The sequence below is a fragment of the Dongia deserti genome (assembly GCF_003574735.1).
Lineage (GTDB): Bacteria > Pseudomonadota > Alphaproteobacteria > Dongiales > Dongiaceae > Dongia_A > Dongia_A deserti.
In genome coordinates this window covers 346,655-365,237 of sequence record NZ_QORW01000003.1, presented here as the reverse complement: position 1 = coordinate 365,237, position 18,583 = coordinate 346,655, and the positions used below count along the sequence as shown (strand labels likewise).

General features: G+C 62.9%; 21 protein-coding genes. 4 read left to right on the top strand and 17 right to left on the bottom strand.

The genetic code is table 11. From position 1 onward, the window contains the following. Positions 1-314 precede the first annotated feature (314 nt). Positions 315-2,141, bottom strand: coding sequence for an ABC transporter ATP-binding protein (locus DTX69_RS06790; protein WP_119300745.1), 1,827 nt, complete (start codon positions 2,139-2,141; stop codon positions 315-317). A 179-nt stretch (positions 2,142-2,320) separates the two neighbouring features. Here DTX69_RS06790 and DTX69_RS06785 point away from each other — a divergent pair, with 179 nt between their 5' ends. Both DTX69_RS06785 and DTX69_RS06780 read left to right on the top strand, forming a co-directional pair. Then, positions 2,321-2,653 (top strand): hypothetical protein, encoded by a 333-nt coding sequence (locus DTX69_RS06785; protein WP_119300744.1) that lies wholly within the window; start codon positions 2,321-2,323, stop codon positions 2,651-2,653. A gap of 29 nt (positions 2,654-2,682) precedes the next feature. Then, on the top strand, positions 2,683-3,528 hold the full coding sequence (locus DTX69_RS06780; protein WP_119300743.1) for an SIR2 family protein: 846 nt from the start codon (positions 2,683-2,685) through the stop codon (positions 3,526-3,528). On the opposite strand, the gene DTX69_RS30000 is transcribed toward DTX69_RS06780, so the two are convergent. Then, positions 3,525-3,731 carry a hypothetical protein gene (locus DTX69_RS30000; RefSeq protein ID WP_162916775.1) on the bottom strand — a complete coding sequence of 69 codons (207 nt, stop codon included), beginning with the start codon at positions 3,729-3,731 and terminating at the stop codon, positions 3,525-3,527. The two genes, DTX69_RS06780 and DTX69_RS30000, sit on opposite strands and share 4 nt — an antisense overlap. A gap of 15 nt (positions 3,732-3,746) precedes the next feature. On the opposite strand from DTX69_RS30000, the gene DTX69_RS06775 reads away from it, so the two are divergent. Beyond that, entirely contained in the window at positions 3,747-3,956 is a 210-nt protein-coding gene (locus DTX69_RS06775) for a cytochrome P450 (protein ID WP_119300742.1), read from the top strand. Between the two features lie 198 nt (positions 3,957-4,154). On the opposite strand, the gene DTX69_RS29995 is transcribed toward DTX69_RS06775, so the two are convergent. The 8 genes from DTX69_RS29995 to DTX69_RS06740 form a co-directional block, all read right to left on the bottom strand. Then, positions 4,155-4,313 (bottom strand): hypothetical protein, encoded by a 159-nt coding sequence (locus DTX69_RS29995; RefSeq protein WP_162916772.1) that lies wholly within the window; start codon positions 4,311-4,313, stop codon positions 4,155-4,157. A 35-nt stretch (positions 4,314-4,348) separates the two neighbouring features. Then, positions 4,349-4,882 (bottom strand): ferritin-like domain-containing protein, encoded by a 534-nt coding sequence (locus DTX69_RS06770; protein WP_162916770.1) that lies wholly within the window; start codon positions 4,880-4,882, stop codon positions 4,349-4,351. Between the two features lie 77 nt (positions 4,883-4,959). After that, positions 4,960-6,066, bottom strand: a complete 1,107-nt coding sequence (locus DTX69_RS06765) for a CgeB family protein (protein WP_119300741.1) — start codon at positions 6,064-6,066, stop codon at positions 4,960-4,962. Beyond that, positions 6,063-7,148 (bottom strand): CgeB family protein, encoded by a 1,086-nt coding sequence (locus DTX69_RS06760; RefSeq protein WP_119300740.1) that lies wholly within the window; start codon positions 7,146-7,148, stop codon positions 6,063-6,065. The genes DTX69_RS06765 and DTX69_RS06760 overlap by 4 nt, the downstream gene beginning before the upstream one ends. A 9-nt stretch (positions 7,149-7,157) precedes the next feature. Beyond that, positions 7,158-8,282: a CgeB family protein gene (locus DTX69_RS06755; protein WP_119300739.1), complete on the bottom strand. Its 1,125-nt coding sequence runs from the start codon at positions 8,280-8,282 to the stop codon at positions 7,158-7,160. Positions 8,283-8,292: 10 nt separating this feature from the next. Continuing rightward, positions 8,293-9,453, bottom strand: a complete 1,161-nt coding sequence (locus DTX69_RS06750) for a glycosyltransferase family 4 protein (protein WP_119300738.1) — start codon at positions 9,451-9,453, stop codon at positions 8,293-8,295. Then, positions 9,450-10,496 (bottom strand): SDR family NAD(P)-dependent oxidoreductase, encoded by a 1,047-nt coding sequence (locus DTX69_RS06745; protein ID WP_284735598.1) that lies wholly within the window; start codon positions 10,494-10,496, stop codon positions 9,450-9,452. The genes DTX69_RS06750 and DTX69_RS06745 overlap by 4 nt, the downstream gene beginning before the upstream one ends. 83 nt (positions 10,497-10,579) lie before the next feature. Continuing rightward, positions 10,580-11,695 (bottom strand): NAD-dependent epimerase/dehydratase family protein, encoded by a 1,116-nt coding sequence (locus DTX69_RS06740; protein ID WP_119300736.1) that lies wholly within the window; start codon positions 11,693-11,695, stop codon positions 10,580-10,582. Between the two features lie 297 nt (positions 11,696-11,992). On the opposite strand from DTX69_RS06740, the gene DTX69_RS06735 reads away from it, so the two are divergent. Further along, on the top strand, positions 11,993-12,994 hold the full coding sequence (locus DTX69_RS06735) for a UDP-glucuronic acid decarboxylase family protein (protein ID WP_119300735.1): 1,002 nt from the start codon (positions 11,993-11,995) through the stop codon (positions 12,992-12,994). Positions 12,995-13,021: 27 nt separating this feature from the next. On the opposite strand, the gene DTX69_RS06730 is transcribed toward DTX69_RS06735, so the two are convergent. The 7 genes from DTX69_RS06730 to DTX69_RS06700 form a co-directional block, all read right to left on the bottom strand. Continuing rightward, positions 13,022-13,954 (bottom strand): glycoside hydrolase 5 family protein, encoded by a 933-nt coding sequence (locus tag DTX69_RS06730; RefSeq protein ID WP_119300734.1) that lies wholly within the window; start codon positions 13,952-13,954, stop codon positions 13,022-13,024. After that, a complete protein-coding gene (locus DTX69_RS06725; RefSeq protein WP_284735597.1) occupies positions 13,951-14,733 on the bottom strand; it encodes a TIGR04290 family methyltransferase in 783 nt (260 codons plus the stop codon). Before DTX69_RS06725 ends, DTX69_RS06730 begins: the two co-directional genes overlap by 4 nt. Positions 14,734-14,744: 11 nt before the next feature. Beyond that, positions 14,745-15,494, bottom strand: a complete 750-nt coding sequence (locus tag DTX69_RS06720) for a sugar phosphate nucleotidyltransferase (RefSeq protein WP_119300733.1) — start codon at positions 15,492-15,494, stop codon at positions 14,745-14,747. Position 15,495: 1 nt separating this feature from the next. Continuing rightward, positions 15,496-16,599, bottom strand: a complete 1,104-nt coding sequence (locus tag DTX69_RS06715) for a CgeB family protein (RefSeq protein WP_119300732.1) — start codon at positions 16,597-16,599, stop codon at positions 15,496-15,498. 21 nt (positions 16,600-16,620) lie between these two features. Beyond that, positions 16,621-17,697 (bottom strand): inositol-3-phosphate synthase, encoded by a 1,077-nt coding sequence (locus tag DTX69_RS06710; RefSeq protein WP_119300731.1) that lies wholly within the window; start codon positions 17,695-17,697, stop codon positions 16,621-16,623. Between the two features lie 95 nt (positions 17,698-17,792). Further along, positions 17,793-17,981 carry a DUF3008 family protein gene (locus tag DTX69_RS06705; RefSeq protein WP_119300730.1) on the bottom strand — a complete coding sequence of 63 codons (189 nt, stop codon included), beginning with the start codon at positions 17,979-17,981 and terminating at the stop codon, positions 17,793-17,795. An 8-nt stretch (positions 17,982-17,989) separates the two neighbouring features. Beyond that, positions 17,990-18,424: a CBS domain-containing protein gene (locus DTX69_RS06700; protein ID WP_119300793.1), complete on the bottom strand. Its 435-nt coding sequence runs from the start codon at positions 18,422-18,424 to the stop codon at positions 17,990-17,992. Between the last annotated feature and the right edge of the window lie 159 nt (positions 18,425-18,583).

The window sequence follows — 18,583 nt, the reverse complement described above, 5'->3', positions numbered from 1 at the left end:
TCCATTAGTACCTTTACAGCGAGCTGAATTTCGGCCGTCCACGCGCATGCGTCTGCTCACCGTCCTTCCTCTACCGCCGGCGATCGAACACGATTTTTCGACACCGCGCAGAACGGGACCTCGCGCTGTTCAATCTCGCGATAGACAGCAAATTGCAGGCTTGCGATCTGGTCGCGATTTCGGTCGGTGAAGTTTCACATGCATAATGGATTGGGTGAGCGAGATTGTCTATTTCCAAGCCGCGTGCACGCAAGCCGCATCCATGGCTTTTAGCTCGAGCCTAGGTACGCGCGGGGACTCGCAGCGCCCAACTTTCACGCGCCCGGTCCATCGCCCGGGCCGGGCATCGGCTCCTCGCCTTCATTCACGATCAGGCCCCGGCTCTGGCGTTTGACCAGGGTCGAATAATATCCACGCCGCTGCAGAAGCTCGACGTGCGTGCCGCTTTCGGCGAGCCGACCCTCCTTGAGAACGACGATTCGGTCGGCATTGACCACGGTCGCCAGGCGATGGGCGATGACGAAGGTGGTGCGGCTCTTCACAAGGGACTCGATCGCCGTCTGCACTGCTTCTTCGGACTCCGCGTCCAGCGAAGACGTTGCCTCATCCAGAACAAGGATGGCGGGGTCCTTCAAGAGGGCGCGCGCAATGGTGATGCGTTGCCGCTCACCGACGGACAGCAAGCTGCCCCGCTCGCCGACCATCGTGTTGTAGCCGTCCGGAAGGCGCCGGATGAATTCGTCGGCCTGCGCCGCCTTCGCGGCAGCGATAATCTCCTCCTCGCCCGCACCGATTTTGCCATAGGCGATATTGGCCAGGACGGTGTCGTTGAACAGCAGTGGATCCTGCAGAACGACCCCGATGTTCCGGCGCAGGGAACTCTGCTTGATCGTGCGGAGGTCGCGACCATCGAGCAAGATGCGCCCATCCCGCGGGTCATAGAATCGCATGAGCAGCGCTATGAGAGTCGTCTTGCCAGAGCCGCTGGGCCCGACGATCGCGATGGTCTGGCCAGGCTCGACATGCAGCGATACGCCGTCCAGTAGTGGCCGGCCAGCCTGCTCGTATCGGAAGTGGACATTCTCGAAGCGCACATCGCCCAGTACGCTGGTCAGCTCCTCCGCGTCGGGTGAATCGCCGAGATGCTCCTGGACGTTCAGGATGCGAAAGATCTCATCCAGTGACACCGACGCGCGGCGCAGGGCCGAATAGACGCCGCTCAAGCCCTGAACCGGTCCAAACAGCCCGCCGACATAGCCAAGGAAGGCGACGATCGTGCCGATGGTGACCTCCCCCTTGACCGCGAGATATGCGCCAAATCCCACTGCCCAGATGCGCGCGACGGCAACGATGATATTGCTCACCGCGCCATAGCTGGCGTCAGTTGCAACCCCGCGCACGACCAATCGGTTGGCCGCCGCCACGTCCTTCAGGAACCGGCCCTTCTCCGCCTCTTCCATGGAAAAGCTGCGCACCGTGACGATGCCGGACAGCACTTCGTTGAAGCGGGAGTAGATGTGCGCCCATTGATCCAACAAGGAGCGCTCCCGCCGCACCTGCTCGGGCGCCGCGCGCATCGCCAGCAGCGCCGGCATCGGTGCAAAGGACAAAACGACCAGTGCCAAGCGCCAGTCCAGGTGCAACATGATCCAGATGGCAATCGACAGGAAGATCACGGAGGGCAGGACATTGAACAGGAGCAGCGTGACGGCGGACGTGAAGCCCTGAATGCTGCGATCGAGGCGCGTCATGATGGCGCCGACCCCTTCGCTGCGCTGGATCCGGAGCGGCATCTTGTGAAGCTTGCCGACGGTCGCTTCGAGTAGCGCATATTGCAGGCCGATGCGCGTCCGCCAGGTCAGCCAATTGGCGGCCCCGTCCAGCAGCTCGCGCGCAATCGCAAGTCCCAGCAGCGCCGCCACGGCGACCATGAGCGCGCGGCCGTTCTGCGCGCCGGCCAGTTCGTCGAACACTGCCTTGAGGATCAAGGGCTCGATGGCACTGATCGCCGCCACGGCCAAAGTGAAGCCCAGGATAATGGCGATTGCATCGCGTTGGGGAAAGGCGAACTGCGCCACCTGATGCAGACGGCGAAATCTGGAGCGACGGTCGGACGGGCCGTTGGACTCGATCTCTGTCATCGAGATCTCCCCACTTGAGCCCTCTGCTGAATCCCCCGCGTTGTTGCGGGACGGCCAGGGTTCCCGGTATGCGCCGAACCGCTCCTCTGTGAACGGGAAAGCCGCAAAAAGGTTCATTCGGAACGCCGCAGATTGCCGGCTGTTGTTAATGGGCATCCGAATTCATTGAGGAGGTGACCATGGCGAGGACGCAGGCAGCGCCGCAGACGACCGGCAAGAGCAGGAAGGCCGAGGCCGGCGCACGCACGACGACCGATCACGACGAGATCCGCAAGTGGGTCGAGACGCGGAGCGGCAAGCCGGCAAAGGTGGCCGACACTGACGGCCGCCGGGGCAGCGGCATCCTGCGCGTCGACTTCGGTGAGCCTGAGGAGAGCTTGATGCCGATCGGCTGGGACGAGTTCTTCCAGATCTTCGACGACCGCGAGCTTGCCTTCCTGCACGAAGAGGAAACCAACGAAGGGAAGCAAAGCTACTTCAACAAGTTCATAAGCCGTGGCGACGAGGGCTAGCGAACGAGCGCGACGAGGAGTGCCCGGGCGTGGATGTCGACCCTGAGGCGCTCGACCCGCTTTCCAGGAGCATCGCCGAGCGCCGAGCGATCCTGTTTGTTGGAGCGGGCCTGTCGCTGGCGCTCGGCCTGCCGTCCTGGCGGGAGCTGATCGAGAACATGTGCGCAGAGCTTGGGGTCGAGGCGGAGCGTATCTCCGGCCCGGACGCCTACCGAACACTGGCCGAATATTACCGCATCAAGCACGGCGATGTTCGTTCCCTGCGGCGCTGGATGGACCAGAATCGCAGCCTTTCCCGCGAACGCGTCCCGCACTCCCGCATCCATGAGTTGATCGTTGAGCTCGACTTCCCGATCGTCTACACGACCAATTACGACCGCAATATCGAGGCGGCCTTCGAAACCCATGACAAGCCCTATGTGAAGATCGCCAATGCGCTGGATCTTGCGAAGGTGCGCGAGGGCGCGACCCAGATCGTCAAGTTCCACGGCGACTTCGACGACGAGCAATCCCTGGTTATCACCGAGACGGACTACTTCGACCGGCTGCGCTTCGATTCCCCGCTCGACATCAAGTTCCGCGCCGACGCCCTGGGCAAGACCGTGCTGTTCCTGGGCTACAGCATGAGCGACATGAACATCCGCATGCTCCTCCACTGGCTTTGGCGGACCTGGGAGAAATCAGGTTATGCACGGCACCGACCTGCCTCGTTCATCTTCATGGCACATGACAATGACATGCAGGCCGAGGTGCTCAAGCAATGGGGCGTAGTGGCCCTGCGCGGGGAAGTAGATGATCCGCAGGAAGCGGTGACCCGATTGCTCGAGCGGCTTCGGGCCCGAGTCAGCGCCGCACGAAAGGGGTCGTCGATCTAGCGCAGGACCGCCCAGAGGAGAAACGCGGTCATGGCCACGCAGGCCGGCAGGAATGCCCACGCTCGCGCCTGCACGCCGGTCGCTTCCTTGCGGATCCGGATCTCCTCTGGCGCGTTCACTGCGGCGGAGCTGCGCGATCGTGCCGGCCTTCGCGGCGTCCCCGCAGCCTCGTCGTCCGTACTGGTGACGATCGCTTGCTGCACGCTTCGAGGTGCGCCATGATGCGCCGTTCTTCCCTACGATCGGCGGCAGGAGTGACGACGCCGTTCGATTTCCTGGGGCACCATTTCGCGGCCGGAGATTGGCTGCTGCTCGACTTCTATGGTACCAACCACGATTCCAGGACTTGGTCGGAGCCGGACGCGTTCCGCCCGGAGCGGTTCCTGAAACGGCAACCCGGACCCTTCGATCTCGTTCCGCTAGTCTAGGCGCCGGCGGTGTTCGGACGACCCATCGCTGTGCGGGTGAGTGGGCCACGGAAGCGCTGTTCAAGACGGCCATCCTCCGCCTGGTCCGCTTGGCTTACGCGGTGCCGCAGCAGGATATGACCGTCGACCTCTCGGGCGCACCCGCGCTCCCGAGGAGCGGATTTGTCCTCAGTATGCCGCACTTCGCAGGCTAGGCGCTCAGGACTGATTCCCTGTGCCGCTGTTCTCGCGGCCGGCCGCGCGCCCTGCGTCGTCCTCGGAAGGGCGCACCGCTTCCCGCGACGACACTTCCTTCTGCTGGCGCTCGAGCTTGTGCTCGACAGCCTTCCGCGGCCCTTCGGGCTTGTCCTGCTGCAATCTGCGTGCTCGGCTTGTCGGCCAAGCGTGCTTCCTCAATGCTTGGCGGTGACGCCCGAGGCTTCTTCGCGCTGCAGATAGGTCTGGGTGATCGGCGCGATGTTGTCCTCCAGCCAGTCCGCCATCTGTTGCTCTTCCCGCAGGTTTTCTTCGCAGGCGCGCTCCGTCTCGCTGTCACCCACAGTCCTTGCGGTCGCCTTCAGGATCTCGTACGAGCTGATCTTCATCTGCTCGAACGTCGAGGTCGCGAGGATCGCCTTCACGACTTCATCGCCGACAAACAGGCCGCTTGCGCCCTGCGCGAACGCCATCAGCTTGCCCGCCGTATCTTTGATCGCCGAAGGGCTTCCGCCTCGCCGGCCTATGCATTGCCTCACGGTATCGGCATGCCGTCGCGAAACCGCGCGGTGAGCATTGAATCTCTCCCGCACTTCCGGATAATTCTCGAGCCGGTCGCACGTCCTTTCCAGCATCTGCTCCGATTGCTCTTCCATGGCATGGGCGTCACGCAGCCATTCCATGAATCTTTCGTCCGCGCTGGCCAAGTTTTCCTCCAGTGCTAGCCACATCGTGTTGTCAACCATCCGCCGCAAGGGCGGTTCCGCGTTCACTTGCGAAACCACGCCCGAGCCCTCTCCCCGGGTGCTCAGGCCACGCTGGCAGCCTGCCGCGGCCGGGATCTGGCCCGACTGCTGGTCGTCACTTCGTGGACATATCGCTCCAGCAGGATAGCGCGATGCAGCGCGGTATGAGCATTCAGCACCCGCTTTCGTGCCGCGGCGGCCGTCTTCCGGCGCTCTGCATCGCCGGTGCATCGCAGGATGCGCTCCACGTCATCCGCGGATCGTGCCAGGAAGATCTCCGAATCCGGACGGAAGAAGCTTTCGATGCCGCCCCAGAGATCAGAAATGATCGGCGTGCCGCAGGCCGCCGCTTCGAACAGGCGCACGCTAGGCGACCAGCCTAGCTCCGTCATGTCGGCTCGCGTAATGTTCAGGGTGAAGCGCTGTGCGTTGTAGAATGCGGCATGGCGATCAGGCGCCAGGTGCTCGATATGCTTGACGTTCGTCGGCCATGCGATCTCGCATGGATATTGCGCGCCCGCTACCACGAAACGGCGGTCACGCAGACGCTGTGCAGTGTCGAACAGCAGGGACTCCAGCTTGGGCTGCCGGTCCGCCGAATAGGTGCCCATGTAGCCCAGCTCCCAGCGCGGCGTGGATCGCGCGGGCCTATAGAGGGCCGGATCGACCGAACAATAGAGCGCACGCGCTCGTCGCGCGAAGAAAGCGCGCTCGAGACGATCGAGCACCGGGCCACCGGTGAAGGATAGATAGAGATCGAAGCGCTGCACCAGATCGGGTGACAGATAGTCGCAGCTTCCCGCTTGAAGCTTCGTGAGCGTGACGGGCGTATCGATGTCGTAGAACGCGGTCGTCCCGGTGGCGGTCTCGGTAGCCCATTCGCCAACGGCAATTCCGTCCGGCACGAAAGATCCCACCATCACCAGATCCGCGCCTGCAACCGCACCGGAGAATCGGCGAATCAAATCGCGCACGCTTGCGTAGAGCTTGACGGTGCAGAAATCCGGCCGCGGCATGTCACGATTGTCAGCGTACCAGGAGAGGTTTCGTTCGAGGAACTGGACCTCGTGTCCTCGATGATGCAGCGCACGGACCAGCGCACGATAGGTCGTGGCATGCCCGTTGCCCCAGGAGGAGGTGATGGAAAGTCCCAGAATGACAATCTTCATCCCGCCACCGATCCAATCTTCTGGCCCTCGAGGGTCTCCTCCACCGCCACTGCCCGGATGGCATAAGTGTGGCGGTGAAGTGCTGCGCGGCGGGCCGCTGCGCCAATCCGGGCGGCACGCTCGGCGTCGAGACCCTCAAGGATCGAGCAAACAGCATCGCCATCCGGCGCAACGAGAATCTCCTCGTCCGGAATAAAGAACTCCTCGATTCCTTCCCAGGCGTCGGTGATCGTGCAGGCGCCGGCGCCGGCCGCCTCGAACACGCGCGTCGCCGGCGAGAAGCCGGAGCGCGCCATACTGTCGCGCGCGATATTCAGCACCGCCTTTGCCGAGCAATTGAACGCGTTGTGATCACCAGTGCCGACATGACCGATGGTGCGGACGTTGGCCGGCAGGTGGCTGCCGGGCCATCCGGCACCGCCGAGCAGGAAAGTCAGGTTTGGAAGATGCGCGGCAGGCTGCAGGAAAAAGTCGCGCACGCGCTGCTCGCGGTCTGGCAGGCGATTGCCGAGGAAGCTGAGATCGGCGGCGAACTTCGGATCGGGAGCAACAGGGAAGTGGGTTGCCGGATCGAGTGCGTTGTAGATCGGACGGCACAGCCGCGCTCCCATCGCGCGATAGGCGCGGACCACCGGATCGCCGCCGCCATAGGTGAAGATGGCATCGTATCTTGGAATTAGCGATCGGAATGGATCTGCCGGATCGTTGGTCACGCGCTCCAGGGTTGCGGGTGCATCGACGTCGCAGAATGCCACCAGTCGGTTCGGACGCTGCAGCTCCAGCACGGCTTGCTCCAGGAATTCGTCGAGCACGCCGACGCCGCTCGCCTTCACCACAAGGTCGGCCACACGCGCCTGGCGAAGCATCCGCTCGCACGCCAGCGTGTTCGGCTGATACACCTCGACCTTGCACCAGGATGGATCCGGCATGTCTCGATGCGCCTGGCGATCGAAGGCATCTGGCTCGAAGAACGTGATCCGGTGGCCCCGATCCGCCAGGGCTCGCAACAGGCCGCGATAATACGTCGCCGCCCCGTTCCAGTAGGATGAGACAAGGCTGGATCCAAAGAAGGCGATGTGCATCACGAACTCCTAGGCAGCAACCACGGAGGGCCGGCGCGCCTCCGGCACAGCACCGATCGACTCGCAGATCGAGAGGAGTTCACGAACGCGATGGGCACAGGTGTGTCCCGTCTCGATAGTACGCAAGCCGTTGCGCGCGAGTTCCCGCCTCAAATCGCGGTCTGCGAGCACGCGCTGAAGCTGTGTCCTCATCTCGTCGCCGTTCCGGGCACGCAAGAAGTCCATCGACCCGAACAGGCTCTCTGCATCGTCCCACGGCGCGCAGATGAGTGGAATGGCGCATGCCAAGGCCTCGAACATTCGGATCGTCGGGATCCCGGGCAGCCGCTTGACGTAGGGTCGGCGAGGCACGTGGACGGTGACTTGAAACCGCGAGAACACCGCCGGCACGCGATAGTTCGGCAACCAGCCGTGGTAAGCGATGCCCGCACTCGCCAGAAGACGTTTGGCCGTCTGCGGATAGCGCACGCCATAAATCGACGTACGCAAACCGAGCGCGCGCGACGGCTCGACCAGGAACTCAAGCAGTTCGGCGCTACGCTCGCGATCACCCCAATTGCCGATCCAGACCAAGTCATCGACTGGGCGCGTCGCGCGAATGGGTTTGAATAAGGCGGTATCGGCCGCCTCGTGCCACGTCCAGGCTTGTCCCGACCACCCGTTTCGGACATAGAGCTGGCGAACGGCTTCACCGAAGGCGAGGACGCCGTCAAAGGCCGAGAGATCATAGGCCGCCATCTCCCGCGACTTGGTGACGGCACGATGATGCGTGTCATGGAACAGCAGGCGGAACTTTGCGCCGCTCGCGCGCTTTCGGTTGAGGCGTGCGATCAGCTCCGGCGGGTTCCACTCATGGGCGATGACGACATCCGCGCCTTCCAACGCGCGATCCAGGTCGAGCGTCTCCAGATCGTAGACGGTCGAACGGAGCTGGGGAAAGGCGCGACGGAAGGCTTCCGCGGCGTGGGGCCCGTGTTCGCGCAGTAGGTTCTGCAGGCTCCATCCGCCGTCCGGCTCATAGACCGCTACATCGTGTCCAGCAGCCAGCAATTCGCGAACAACGCCGCGCAGGAAGTGGGCGTTGCCATGATTCCAGTCGGAGATCAGAGAGTGATAGAAGAGGACAAAGCGCACACTCGGCTCCCTAGAGGGTGTGAAGGTGGGCGCGTGGCAGATCGCTCGTTTCAGCGCCTGAAGTGCGGCGCTGGGCCGACTTGTTGACCATGCCATAAGCGTGCAGATAGCGGTGCACCATACGCTCCGCCGTGAAGCGGCTTGCTCGGCGATGGGCCAAGGCGCCCAGCGCTGCAGCCAGTTGCGGCTGCTCCAACAGGCGATTCAGATGGCGCGCCAGGGCCGCGGAATCATCCGGCGGAACGAAGATGGCAGCCCCATCCCATAGCTCGCGCTGGGTATCGATGTCGCCCAGCACCAGCGCGCAGCGCGCCTGGGCGGCTTCCACGGCAGTGAGGCCGAACGGCTCGTAGCGCGCGGGGATGGCAAAGACCATCGCGTCGGCCAATCGTTGCCGCATCTCGCATTCATCGAGGCGACCAAGCGGCAGGACAGAAGCCGGGCAATCCTGCGTCATGTCGGCGCCGGCGACCCAGATCGGGTATGGCACGTGCTCGGCCGCTCTTGTCAATATGGCGACGTTCTTCGCGGCATCCCATAGTCGGCCGGCGGTCATGACCACCCGTTGCTTCGCCCCTGTGCTCTCAGGGGTACGGCTGCGACCGTTCCAGATCGCGCAGCTCGGTGTGTCGAACCGGTAGGTCGCGCGCAACGCCCGCAAGAACGCTAGGGTCGGCGCGATTACAAGGTCCGCAGCCTCAAGCCCGCGTGCGACGAAGTTGCGATATCTGTCCCACTCTTGGGGAGCTTCGCATCGGTGCACCGCCCGCCACCAGGTGATCACGCAGGAATGCGCGACCACGACGACCGGCCGGCGCCAGGGCAGCGCCGCATGCGCATAGCCATTGAGGTGGACGATGTCGGGCCTCAGCGCGTCGGCCAGCGTCAGGAGCCAGTCGCCAGCGCGCCCCAAATCCGCCTCTGCGTCCACCATCCACTCCAGCCGGAAATCGCCATGAAGGATTCTGAGGCCAGCGATGTGCGTGCTCTGCAGCTGTCCCTGGCTTGGTGCCGGTCCCATCACCGCCATCCAGACTTCCGAGCCGGCGCGGCAAAGTCCGGCAGCCAGCTCCAGACAATATTGCCATACGCCACCCACGGCATCGGCCGTCATCAGGATGCGTCGTGGCGCTTCACTTTTGCGCTTGCGTTCGCGGCAAAGTGGGCTCATGCGGGAACCCGCTCGCGGTGCAGTGTGTGGGTGCCGAGGAAGCCCGAAAGCCAATGATGGAGCTGCGCAATGCCGCGCGTATAGCTGACGGTCGGCTGCCAGCCGGTTGCGCGCCGCAGATGTGTGGTATCCGACACGTAGTAGAGCTGATCCCCGTGACGCCAGTTGTCGAATCGTACTTTCGGCTTCGTCTTTGTCAGCCCCTCGAGCAACGCGAGCAGTTCGAGCAGGCTAACAGCATTGCGGGGACCACCGCCGAGATTGAATACTTGGCCGCTAATCTGCGGCATATGGGATTGCACGAGCAGATAGGCATTCACTGCGTCTTCGACGAACAGTATGTCTCGCACCTGCTTGCCATCGCCATAAACGGTGATGGTCTCGCCTTGCAGGCAGGCGCCGACAAAATGTGCGACCCAACCCTGGTCGGTCGTGCCGAACTGACGCGGCCCGTAGATGCAGCTCATGCGCATCACAGCGGCCGGTATGCCGAAAGCACGGGCATAGTCCAGCACGTACTGATCCGCCGCTCCCTTGGAGCAACCGTATGGGCTGACGAGCTGGATTGGGCAAAGCTCATCGATGCCACGCCGCAGACCGAGCCGGCGGGGCCGATACCGTGTCGCCTCTTCGGACAGCTGGTCACGGGCCACGCATTCACCGTACAGCTTGTTGGTGGAGGCGAAGACGAGCGGCGGCGGCTTGTGCCGTTTGCGTAGCGCTTCAAGCAGGGACAAGGTCCCAGCCGCGTTGATCTGGAAATCGGTCAGCGGATCAGCGAGGCTAGTGGTGACCGCCACTTGCGCGGCCATGTGAAAGACGCGAACCGCCTGTGCGACGGCCGCTTCGATCCGCTCATTGTCCCGGATGTCCGCCACGTCCACCGAAATGCGATCGCCATGGCGCTGCTTCAGCCACTTGAGGTTCCGCTCGACTCCAGCTCGGCTGAGATTGTCGTAGATCAGAACACGGCCGCCTTCGCGCGCGATCCGGTCTGCAAGATTGGTGCCGATGAAGCCAGCCCCGCCTGTGATTAGCGTCAACGCATCATCCGCGCTGTCTCGGTGCCGCACCGGTTCGAGCCCGTCTACTTGACGCAGCCTCCAAGGCTGCAAGCCGTCCACCGTCATGCGACCAATCCTCGGCGAGACAGCTCCCTGGTCGCGAAATCGACCTGATCGCGCGGCGCTTCGCAGCGCACCCATTCCACGAGCTCCGCCATGCCTTCATTGAGCCCGACCTTCGGGTCGAATCCCAGAGCGTGGCGCGCTTTCTTGATCTCGGCGAAGCAGTGGCGCACATCGCCGATGCGATAGCGGCCGGTCAATTGCGGTTTTAGGTCCGGCCGACCGAGCAATGTCCGCATCCTGTCGGCTAGCTCCGCGATCGAAACGCCGCGGCCCGTGCCGACATTGTACACGCCGTCCGCTGTCGGAGCCGCCTCAATGGCCGAACGACAAGCCTGGGCGACGTCACGGACATGAACGAAGTCGCGAAGCTGACCACCGTCCTCAAAAATCATAGGCGGATTGCCGTTCATCAGACGACTCGCGAAGATGGCCAGCACGCCCGTGTAGGGATTGGACAGCGCCTGCCGCGTTCCATAGACGTTGAAGAAACGCAGTGCGACGGTGCTCATCCCATAGGCCTTGCCGACCAGCAGGCACATCCGCTCCTGGCTGAACTTGGTGAGGGCGTAAACCGAGGCAAGATCCGGCACCTTTTCCTCCGGTGTGGGGATCGGCACCAACGCTTCGCCCCGCTCGTCGACAGGATCCCATGCGCCGGCGCGAATGGCGCCATCCGAGCGCACGGCATTGTCCACGATCGCGCCGGGCGCCGTCCGATATCGACCCTCTCCATAGACGCTCATGGAGGACGCAACGACGAGCTTGCGTGCCGGCTTCTTGCTCAGAAGCTGCAGGAGGTTTGCAGTGCCACAATCGTTTACACCGACGTAGTCGGCGATTTCATACATGCTCTGGCCCACGCCGACAGACGCGGCGAGGTGGACGACATCGTCGATTCCCTCCAGGGCACGCCCCAGCCGCGCTGCATCGCGCATGTCGCCGCATTGCAGCTCTGCATGCTTTGTCAGATAGGATGGCCATGCGCCGTTCCCGTGCACTTGCGGATTCAAGTTGTCGTACAGGCGGACGTCGTATCCGGCGGCCAGCAATGCATCGCAGAGATGCGACCCGATAAATCCTGCGCCGCCCGTTATCAGCACTCGCTCGCGCATGCCACTGTCGCTCCAATCATCCCAAAGCACTGCACCAATCATCCCAAAGCACTGCACGGACCAACACTTGCCCATTCGGCATCGCGTTATCGTTTGACATCGCGGTGATGAGACGTCAGCGCGTAACTGACGGTAAACCTCAAAGGACGCACCGCGTTGCAACAGTTCTGCACATTCCATGCATGGCGATGTAGGCGTAAGTAGCACGTGGAACCGTCGCTGCCGTCCGCGTATTCACTTGTAATCGGGCAGCCAGTCGCGGAGTTGAAAATCAGCCTGAGTCAGTCGAGGTATTGCATGGCTACACGGATTTTGGTGACGGGGGGTGCCGGTTTCTTAGGATCGCATCTGTGCGAGGCGTTGTTGGCCGATGGGGGCGACGTTATCTGCCTGGATGACTTCTCCACCGGCAGTCCTGTGAACCTAGAGTCGCTTCTCGACAATCGCCGGTTCACGGTTGTGCGCCACGATGTCGCTTTGCCGTTTCAACTGAAGGTCGATCAGATCTATAATCTCGCGTGCCCCGCTTCACCGGCGCACTATCAGGCTGACCCCCTCGGAACCGTGAAGACGAGCGTCCTCGGCGCCCTGAACATGGCCAAGCTCGCGACGGCGGCTAAAGCGAGGCTCCTGCAGGCCTCGACGAGCGAAATCTACGGCGATCCGGAGGTCCACCCACAGCCGGAGGAATATTGGGGCCATGTCAACCCCATCGGGGTGCGATCCTGTTACGATGAAGGCAAGCGCTGCGCCGAGACCATTATGTTCGACTACAAGCGCCACCATGGATTGAACATTGCCGTCGCGCGGATTTTCAACACCTACGGCCCGCGCATGCACCCGAAGGACGGAAGAGTGGTATCTAACTTCATCGTCCAGGCTTTGCAGGGCAAGCCGATCACGATCTATGGCAGCGGCCTGCAGACGCGCTCGTTTTGCTATGTGACCGATTTGATCGAGGGATTGCGTCGGCTGATGGATAACCGACGTGCAACGGGGCCAATCAATCTCGGCAATCCCACGGAATGCACCGTTCTCGCGCTGGCTAGGTTGGTGATCGACATAACCGGTTCCAAGTCGAGGATCGTGCACAAGAAGCTGCCGACAGACGATCCACGGCAACGCCGGCCGGCCATTGAGAAGGCGCAGCAACTGCTCAAATGGTGTCCGGCCGTTCCGCTGACGGAGGGACTTGGGTACACCATAGCTTATTTCGAACGGCGGCTCTCCGATGGACGACGCGAGCGTCGCGTCTCCGCGGCCAAGCGCGCTAACGGGCAGGCGGCCGTGCCCGCCTGAGCGCGGCGCAGGAGAGGCCGCCGGTTCTTATCCCGCGGCGGCTTCAATGGCCCGGAGACGATCAGCGCGTCCATTGCCCACATAGCGGCGCGTCATAGCCGCGCAGAAATCCGCAAACTCCTCCTTGATCAGCGGAGCACTGGTGTGGTGCGGGGCAATGCCGCGATGTTCCGGCGTGAAGCAGAAAGTGAGCGTCACGTCGAACTCGTCCAATGCTGCCATCTGCCGGTCGAACCAGGCCAGTGCGTTAGGCCTGAAGCTGTCGGCCCAGCTGAGGCCGGTACGCACGTGCCGCACGCCGAGCCGGCGCAGCCACTGCACCGCGTCATAGAGCCGGTGATCGTCGAAATTGAACCACTGGCAGATTCCCATCTCCGCACCGTAAGCCGCGAATTGCTCGGCCGCGATCTTGGGCGAGCCATCCTCGCGCAACAGACCCATGTAGAAGTGCCTGTAATAGGACGAACCCTCGGCTTCCTTGTGGCGCGTCGTCGCCGTCCAAGCGCGCGGCAAGTCATACAGGCTGTACCAGTGGATCCGCGGCACGCGCCTGATGAGTAGCTCGGCGGTGCGTTGCAATCCCCAATCCTGCACCTGCTCCGCCCCGAAGGTCGAAACGCCAACTTCGGTAATCCAGATAGGCAGCCTGGTGACGGCTTCAACATCCCTGATCCGGTCCGGCCATTCGTGGATGGGCCAGAGGTTCCAGTCGAGCGGGAAACCGTGGAGCGCCACGACATCGACATGATCCAGAACACCTTTTCCCGCCATGTTGCGGATGAAGTTCGGATCGATCGGCGAAATGCCGCCAAGCACCTTGGGCAAACTCGGTGCCTCAGCCGCGATCGCGTCGGCAGCCGTCACAGCCATTTCGCCGTAGAGCCTCCAGTCCGGATCGATTTCGGGGTCCCAATGCGACTTGTTGTTAGGTTCGTTCCAGATCATGACCGCTTCGATCATCGGCTGTCTCCACGCGCAGGATAGACGCTGCCAGCCCCGTAGGGGGGCGCGCCGCGCCGACAGATGAATACCTCCTGTTCAGGATGCTCCAGGATGTCGAAGCCGGCGCTGCGTACCATCGCCTCTATGCAGGCGTGATTGGGAATCCACCAGTTGGTCCAGTCGTCCGCGTACTTGTGCTCGACGAAATGCATCCTTGGAAAGCCCGAGCTTTCAAACATGTCGGCTTCCCAGAAGTCGTAGTCGTCCTGCAGCGGATCGATGGCTTCGCTCCCGCGCTGCATCGATTGCAGGACAAGGAGGTCGCCGGCGACATGCTCATGGATGAGATCGAGGGCGAGCAGCGGATGGCGCAAGTGATAGAGCACGCCCAAGAAAAGCACGATGTCGAACCGTTCGCCGAGGGCGCCCACGTCGTAGACCGAGAGGTTACGGAACTCGACATCCACTCCGCATACGTCTGTGGCCAGACGGGCCTGGGCTAAATACCGCTCGTCGAAATCGATGCCCAGGACGCGGGCGGCCCCACGGCGCTTCATTTCGATCGAATAGAACCCGGCGTTGCAGCCTATATCCAGGACGCTCTTTCCTCCGAGATCGGCCGGAATGCGGTCGGCGAAGCGCCGCCACTTGACCGCCGGGTAGTCGCCGAGGAAGTGCTCGGGCGCCGTTCTTACGCCGTTGAGGTCGATATTATGGAACCACGGGCCGAGTTCTGCGACGCGCTGCCGGACCTGCTCGTGGGACATCCGCTCGATGGTGTCCAGGTTGCTCATCATCTCGATCGTCCTCAGGCGCGCATGCGTTGCGTCTGACTATCGCCACGCGCCAGCAGCGCGACCGCCTCGCGATATCCATGCAGGGTCCCGACATCGACATAGGATTGCCCGGCGCGCACGCCGACCGCGTCTCCTCCTTGACTCAGATAGGCGTTGATCAACGTTCCGACATATTCGTCCCGCGGCACCCGCTCGAGCCACAGGCGATTGAGTGCATGCAGCACGGCGCCCGGCATCTTGAACGCACCCCAAATCCAATTCGACTGCGCGTCGGGCCGCTTCACCTGGATCTCGCGGATGCGATCCTGCTCATCAAGCACGACCGCATCGAACGCTTCCGGGCGCTCCACAGGGAAGAGGAGAAAGGAGAGGCGGTCGTCCGGCAATGCGCGTAGCCCGTCCGCCGGAAACCAGATCGTGTCAGGCAGCCCGACCGTCATCGATTCGTCGGGATGGATGAGCGGCGTCGTGCGAAAGATCGCATCGCACAGCCCGCGGGGCTGCGGCTGCACGACATAAGCGATGGCGGCATCGCCATATCGGTCGCCGAAATGGTGCAAGATGTCGGATTTCCCCGGCCCGATGACGAAACATATCTTGTCCGCGCCTCCTGCGATCATGCGCTCGATCAGATATTCGCTGACTGCGCGGGGCCGCTCCGTGGTCCCGTCGAATCTGCTGCCGACCGGCAGCAGCTCCTTGGAAAAGGCGAGAGGCTGAATGCGTGTGCCGCTGCCCGCGGCCGGCACTATTCCCCACATTTCAAGCTCCTGCCGAATGGATGTCGATTCCTGGCGCCGGCGGCGCACGATCGGCCAGCAGGCGCTCGAGCTCGCGCACGCGCTGATCGGACGTATGCTGCGCTTCCGTTCGCTCCCGTGCCGCGCGCCCCATCCGCGCCAGCTCCGCGACGGAGAGGTCCAGGGCGGCAATGGCATCCTCCCGCGTCTCGGCCGCCAGGATTTCCGAGCCGGGCGTGAAGAACTCCTCCAGCCCCGGCCAGGAATCGGACAGAATGGGAACGCCGCATGCTGCCGCCTCGAACAACCGGCCCGACGGGCACCAGCCCATCCGAGCCATGGCCGCCCGTGTGATGTTGAGGGTGAGGCGCGAGGAGCTGTAGAAGGCCGGATGTTCGGAAGGCGGCAGGTGGCGGACGAAGAAGATGTTGCCGAGCCACGGGAACTCCGGCGGATACTGCGCCCCGCCGATCAGGAAGCGTTGCCCCGGCCTGTGCTGCGCCGGCTCGATCAGCAGTTCGCGGAGCGCCGCCTGCCGATCGGCCGCATAGGTGCCGAGATAGGAAAGGTCGGCAGCGTATTGCGGCTGAGGGGCAACACGCCGATGCGCGGCCGGGTCGACGCTTCCGTAGAGCGGTGCGACCCGCCTCGCGCCGAGTTGCGTCCTGAGCGCATCCAACGCGGAACCGCCGGTATAGCTCAGTACCAGGTCGAACCCCGACAGCCCGTGCGGCCCGATATAGGGGACTTCCTTGCCCGCACTCAGGTTGGCGAGCGTGACGGGCGTATCGAGATCGTAGAAGACGCGCATCTCTGCCGGGGAGGAGAGCACCAGTTCCGCCGCTTCCACGCCATCAGGGCAGTAGGAGGTGACGATCGCGACATCGGCGGCGGCGAGACGCTCTTCGGCGGTGGGAGTCACTTCGGCCCAATCGCGATAGAGCACCAGCTCTCCATCGGGAATCTCCCAGAGATCGCGATTAAGGGCGTAGTAGGGGACGTCTCGCTCGAAGAAGACGACGTGGTGTCCACGCCGCGCCAGCGCACCGCACAGGCCGCGCCACAAGGTCGCGTGACCATTGCCCCAGGAAGAACTGATGGTAAGACCGAAGACGACGATCAGCATGTCAATGTCCGTTGGCGCCGCTCAGCCCTGATCGATGAACTGAATCGTCAGCCGCCTTGCCTCTGAATCGGTGAATTGCTGCGGCGGCGATTTCATGAAATAGCTGGATGGGCCGATCAGTGCGCCGCCGATGCCGCGATCGAGCGCCAACTTCGCGCAGCGAACGGCATCGATCACGATGCCCGCCGAGTTGGGCGAATCCCACACCTCCAGCTTGAGCTCGCAATTCAGCGGCACATTGCCAAACGTGGTGCCCTCCATCCGGATATAGCACCACTTGCGATCGGTCAGCCACGGCACATAGTCGCTGGGCCCGACGTGGATGCAGTCCGGCGACAGCGGCACGTCGAGTTGGCTCTCCACCGAGCGCGTCTTGGAGATCTTCTTGGACTCGAGCCGGTCACGCTCCAGCATGTTCTGGAAGTCGGTATTGCCGCCGAAATTCAGCTGATAGGTGCGGTCGAGGCGCACGCCGCGCTCGCGGAAGAGGTTTGTCAGCACCCGGTGTGTAATCGTCGCGCCGACCTGACTCTTGATGTCATCACCGATGACAGGCAAGCGACGCTCCTCAAAGCGCCGGCTCCAGCCCTCGTCCGAAGCGATGAAGACCGGAATGCAGTTGACCAGAGCGCAGTTCGCCGCCAGTGCCTGCTCGGCATACCATTCGGCAGCACGCTGCGATCCAACGGGCAGGTAGCAGACCACGATCTCCGCCTCCGAGCGTCGCAGGACCTTCGCGACGTCGACTGCTGGCTTGTCCGATTCCGGCACCACGTCGTTAAGATAACGACCAAGTCCGTCCAGCGTGGGGCCGCGCTGGACCGTGACGCCCAGCGGCGACACCTGGGTAAACTGGAATGTATTGTTCGGCCGCTCGAAGATGGCCGTCGCCAGATCCTTCCCCACCTTCTCGGCATTGATGTCAAAGGCTGCGACGATCTCGATATCGCCGACCCGGTATCCGCCCAGATCGACATGCATCAAGCCCGGCACGGCATCGCCGGTGCGTGCGTCGCGATAATAGGTAATGCCCTGTATCAAGGATGAGGCGCAATTTCCGACGCCGACGATCGCTACCCGGAGCTTGCGCCTAGTCATGTTGGGTCCTTGCTTAATCGAGCAGGCAACTGATCCGCCCCTCTAATTGTCCCATTGCGCAACCTCCCCGGGTGGCCGAGAAGTCGCGCTGCACGTTACGAGCGTGAAGCGCGCTTCGGCTTTCCTTTGCGCTTGGTGGAAGCAATGTCGCGCAACTCCTTCTCGCTCATGGATTCGACCATGGAGCGGGAGGCACCCTTCAGGGAACTTTTATTTCGCTTCCCACGCTTGGCGGCGAGCGCGGCGCCCGCTGCCATTTGCTGCTTTTTGGATTTCGCCGGCATCGGAGTTTCTACTGAACGTGCTCGCCGCCGGGCGTTGATATACTTCCGAGTGCGGCGGCACTGCGCCTTCCATCATCCTCCGGGCTTTGCGAGAGGTCGCCAAGCGAGACCACGCCGACCAGCCGCTTGTCGTGATTGAGGACCGGCAGGCGCCGGATCTTGCGATCCGACATTCTGGTGGCGACTGCGTCGAGATCCTCGTCATCGTAGCAGTAGATGATCTCATCTGACATCACGTCGCGCACTTTGGTCTCCAGCCCCTTGTCCTCGGCGACGGCGCGGATCACGATATCCCGATCGGTGACCGCACCGACAAGGCGGTCGTTCTCTCCGACCGGAAGGAATCCGGAATCGATTTCCCTCATCGCACGGGCGGCGTCGCGGATCGACCAGGCAGGTGAGGCGATCCGCACGTCCGAACTCATGCAATCGCTGATCTTCATCGTCATCTCTCCAAAATGCCTCTGGCGCCAGCACGTCGCGTGGGAGCGTCAACCTGGAATATGCGTTGTGAACAGGAATGCAGGCCGAACGTTCACGCGGCACGAGGAAAATCCCGCGTGCCTGCGCGCCGGCGGAACTGCATCTGGCCGTTCACGTTG

Coding starts and splice junctions, on each gene's coding strand:
- DTX69_RS06705 (WP_119300730.1), bottom strand. CDS start 17,981: ATGCCGGCGAAATCCAAAAAGCAGCAAATGGCAGCGGGCGCCGCGCTC.
- DTX69_RS06775 (WP_119300742.1), top strand. CDS start 3,747: ATGATGCGCCGTTCTTCCCTACGATCGGCGGCAGGAGTGACGACGCCG.
- DTX69_RS06735 (WP_119300735.1), top strand. CDS start 11,993: ATGGCTACACGGATTTTGGTGACGGGGGGTGCCGGTTTCTTAGGATCG.
- DTX69_RS06700 (WP_119300793.1), bottom strand. CDS start 18,424: ATGAAGATCAGCGATTGCATGAGTTCGGACGTGCGGATCGCCTCACCT.
- DTX69_RS06785 (WP_119300744.1), top strand. CDS start 2,321: ATGGCGAGGACGCAGGCAGCGCCGCAGACGACCGGCAAGAGCAGGAAG.
- DTX69_RS06710 (WP_119300731.1), bottom strand. CDS start 17,697: ATGACTAGGCGCAAGCTCCGGGTAGCGATCGTCGGCGTCGGAAATTGC.
- DTX69_RS06730 (WP_119300734.1), bottom strand. CDS start 13,954: ATGATCGAAGCGGTCATGATCTGGAACGAACCTAACAACAAGTCGCAT.
- DTX69_RS06790 (WP_119300745.1), bottom strand. CDS start 2,141: ATGACAGAGATCGAGTCCAACGGCCCGTCCGACCGTCGCTCCAGATTT.
- DTX69_RS06750 (WP_119300738.1), bottom strand. CDS start 9,453: ATGAGCCCACTTTGCCGCGAACGCAAGCGCAAAAGTGAAGCGCCACGA.
- DTX69_RS06770 (WP_162916770.1), bottom strand. CDS start 4,882: ATGTGGCTAGCACTGGAGGAAAACTTGGCCAGCGCGGACGAAAGATTC.
- DTX69_RS06725 (WP_284735597.1), bottom strand. CDS start 14,733: ATGATGAGCAACCTGGACACCATCGAGCGGATGTCCCACGAGCAGGTC.
- DTX69_RS06720 (WP_119300733.1), bottom strand. CDS start 15,494: ATGTGGGGAATAGTGCCGGCCGCGGGCAGCGGCACACGCATTCAGCCT.
- DTX69_RS06740 (WP_119300736.1), bottom strand. CDS start 11,695: ATGCGCGAGCGAGTGCTGATAACGGGCGGCGCAGGATTTATCGGGTCG.
- DTX69_RS06760 (WP_119300740.1), bottom strand. CDS start 7,148: ATGCACATCGCCTTCTTTGGATCCAGCCTTGTCTCATCCTACTGGAAC.
- DTX69_RS06715 (WP_119300732.1), bottom strand. CDS start 16,599: ATGCTGATCGTCGTCTTCGGTCTTACCATCAGTTCTTCCTGGGGCAAT.
- DTX69_RS06765 (WP_119300741.1), bottom strand. CDS start 6,066: ATGAAGATTGTCATTCTGGGACTTTCCATCACCTCCTCCTGGGGCAAC.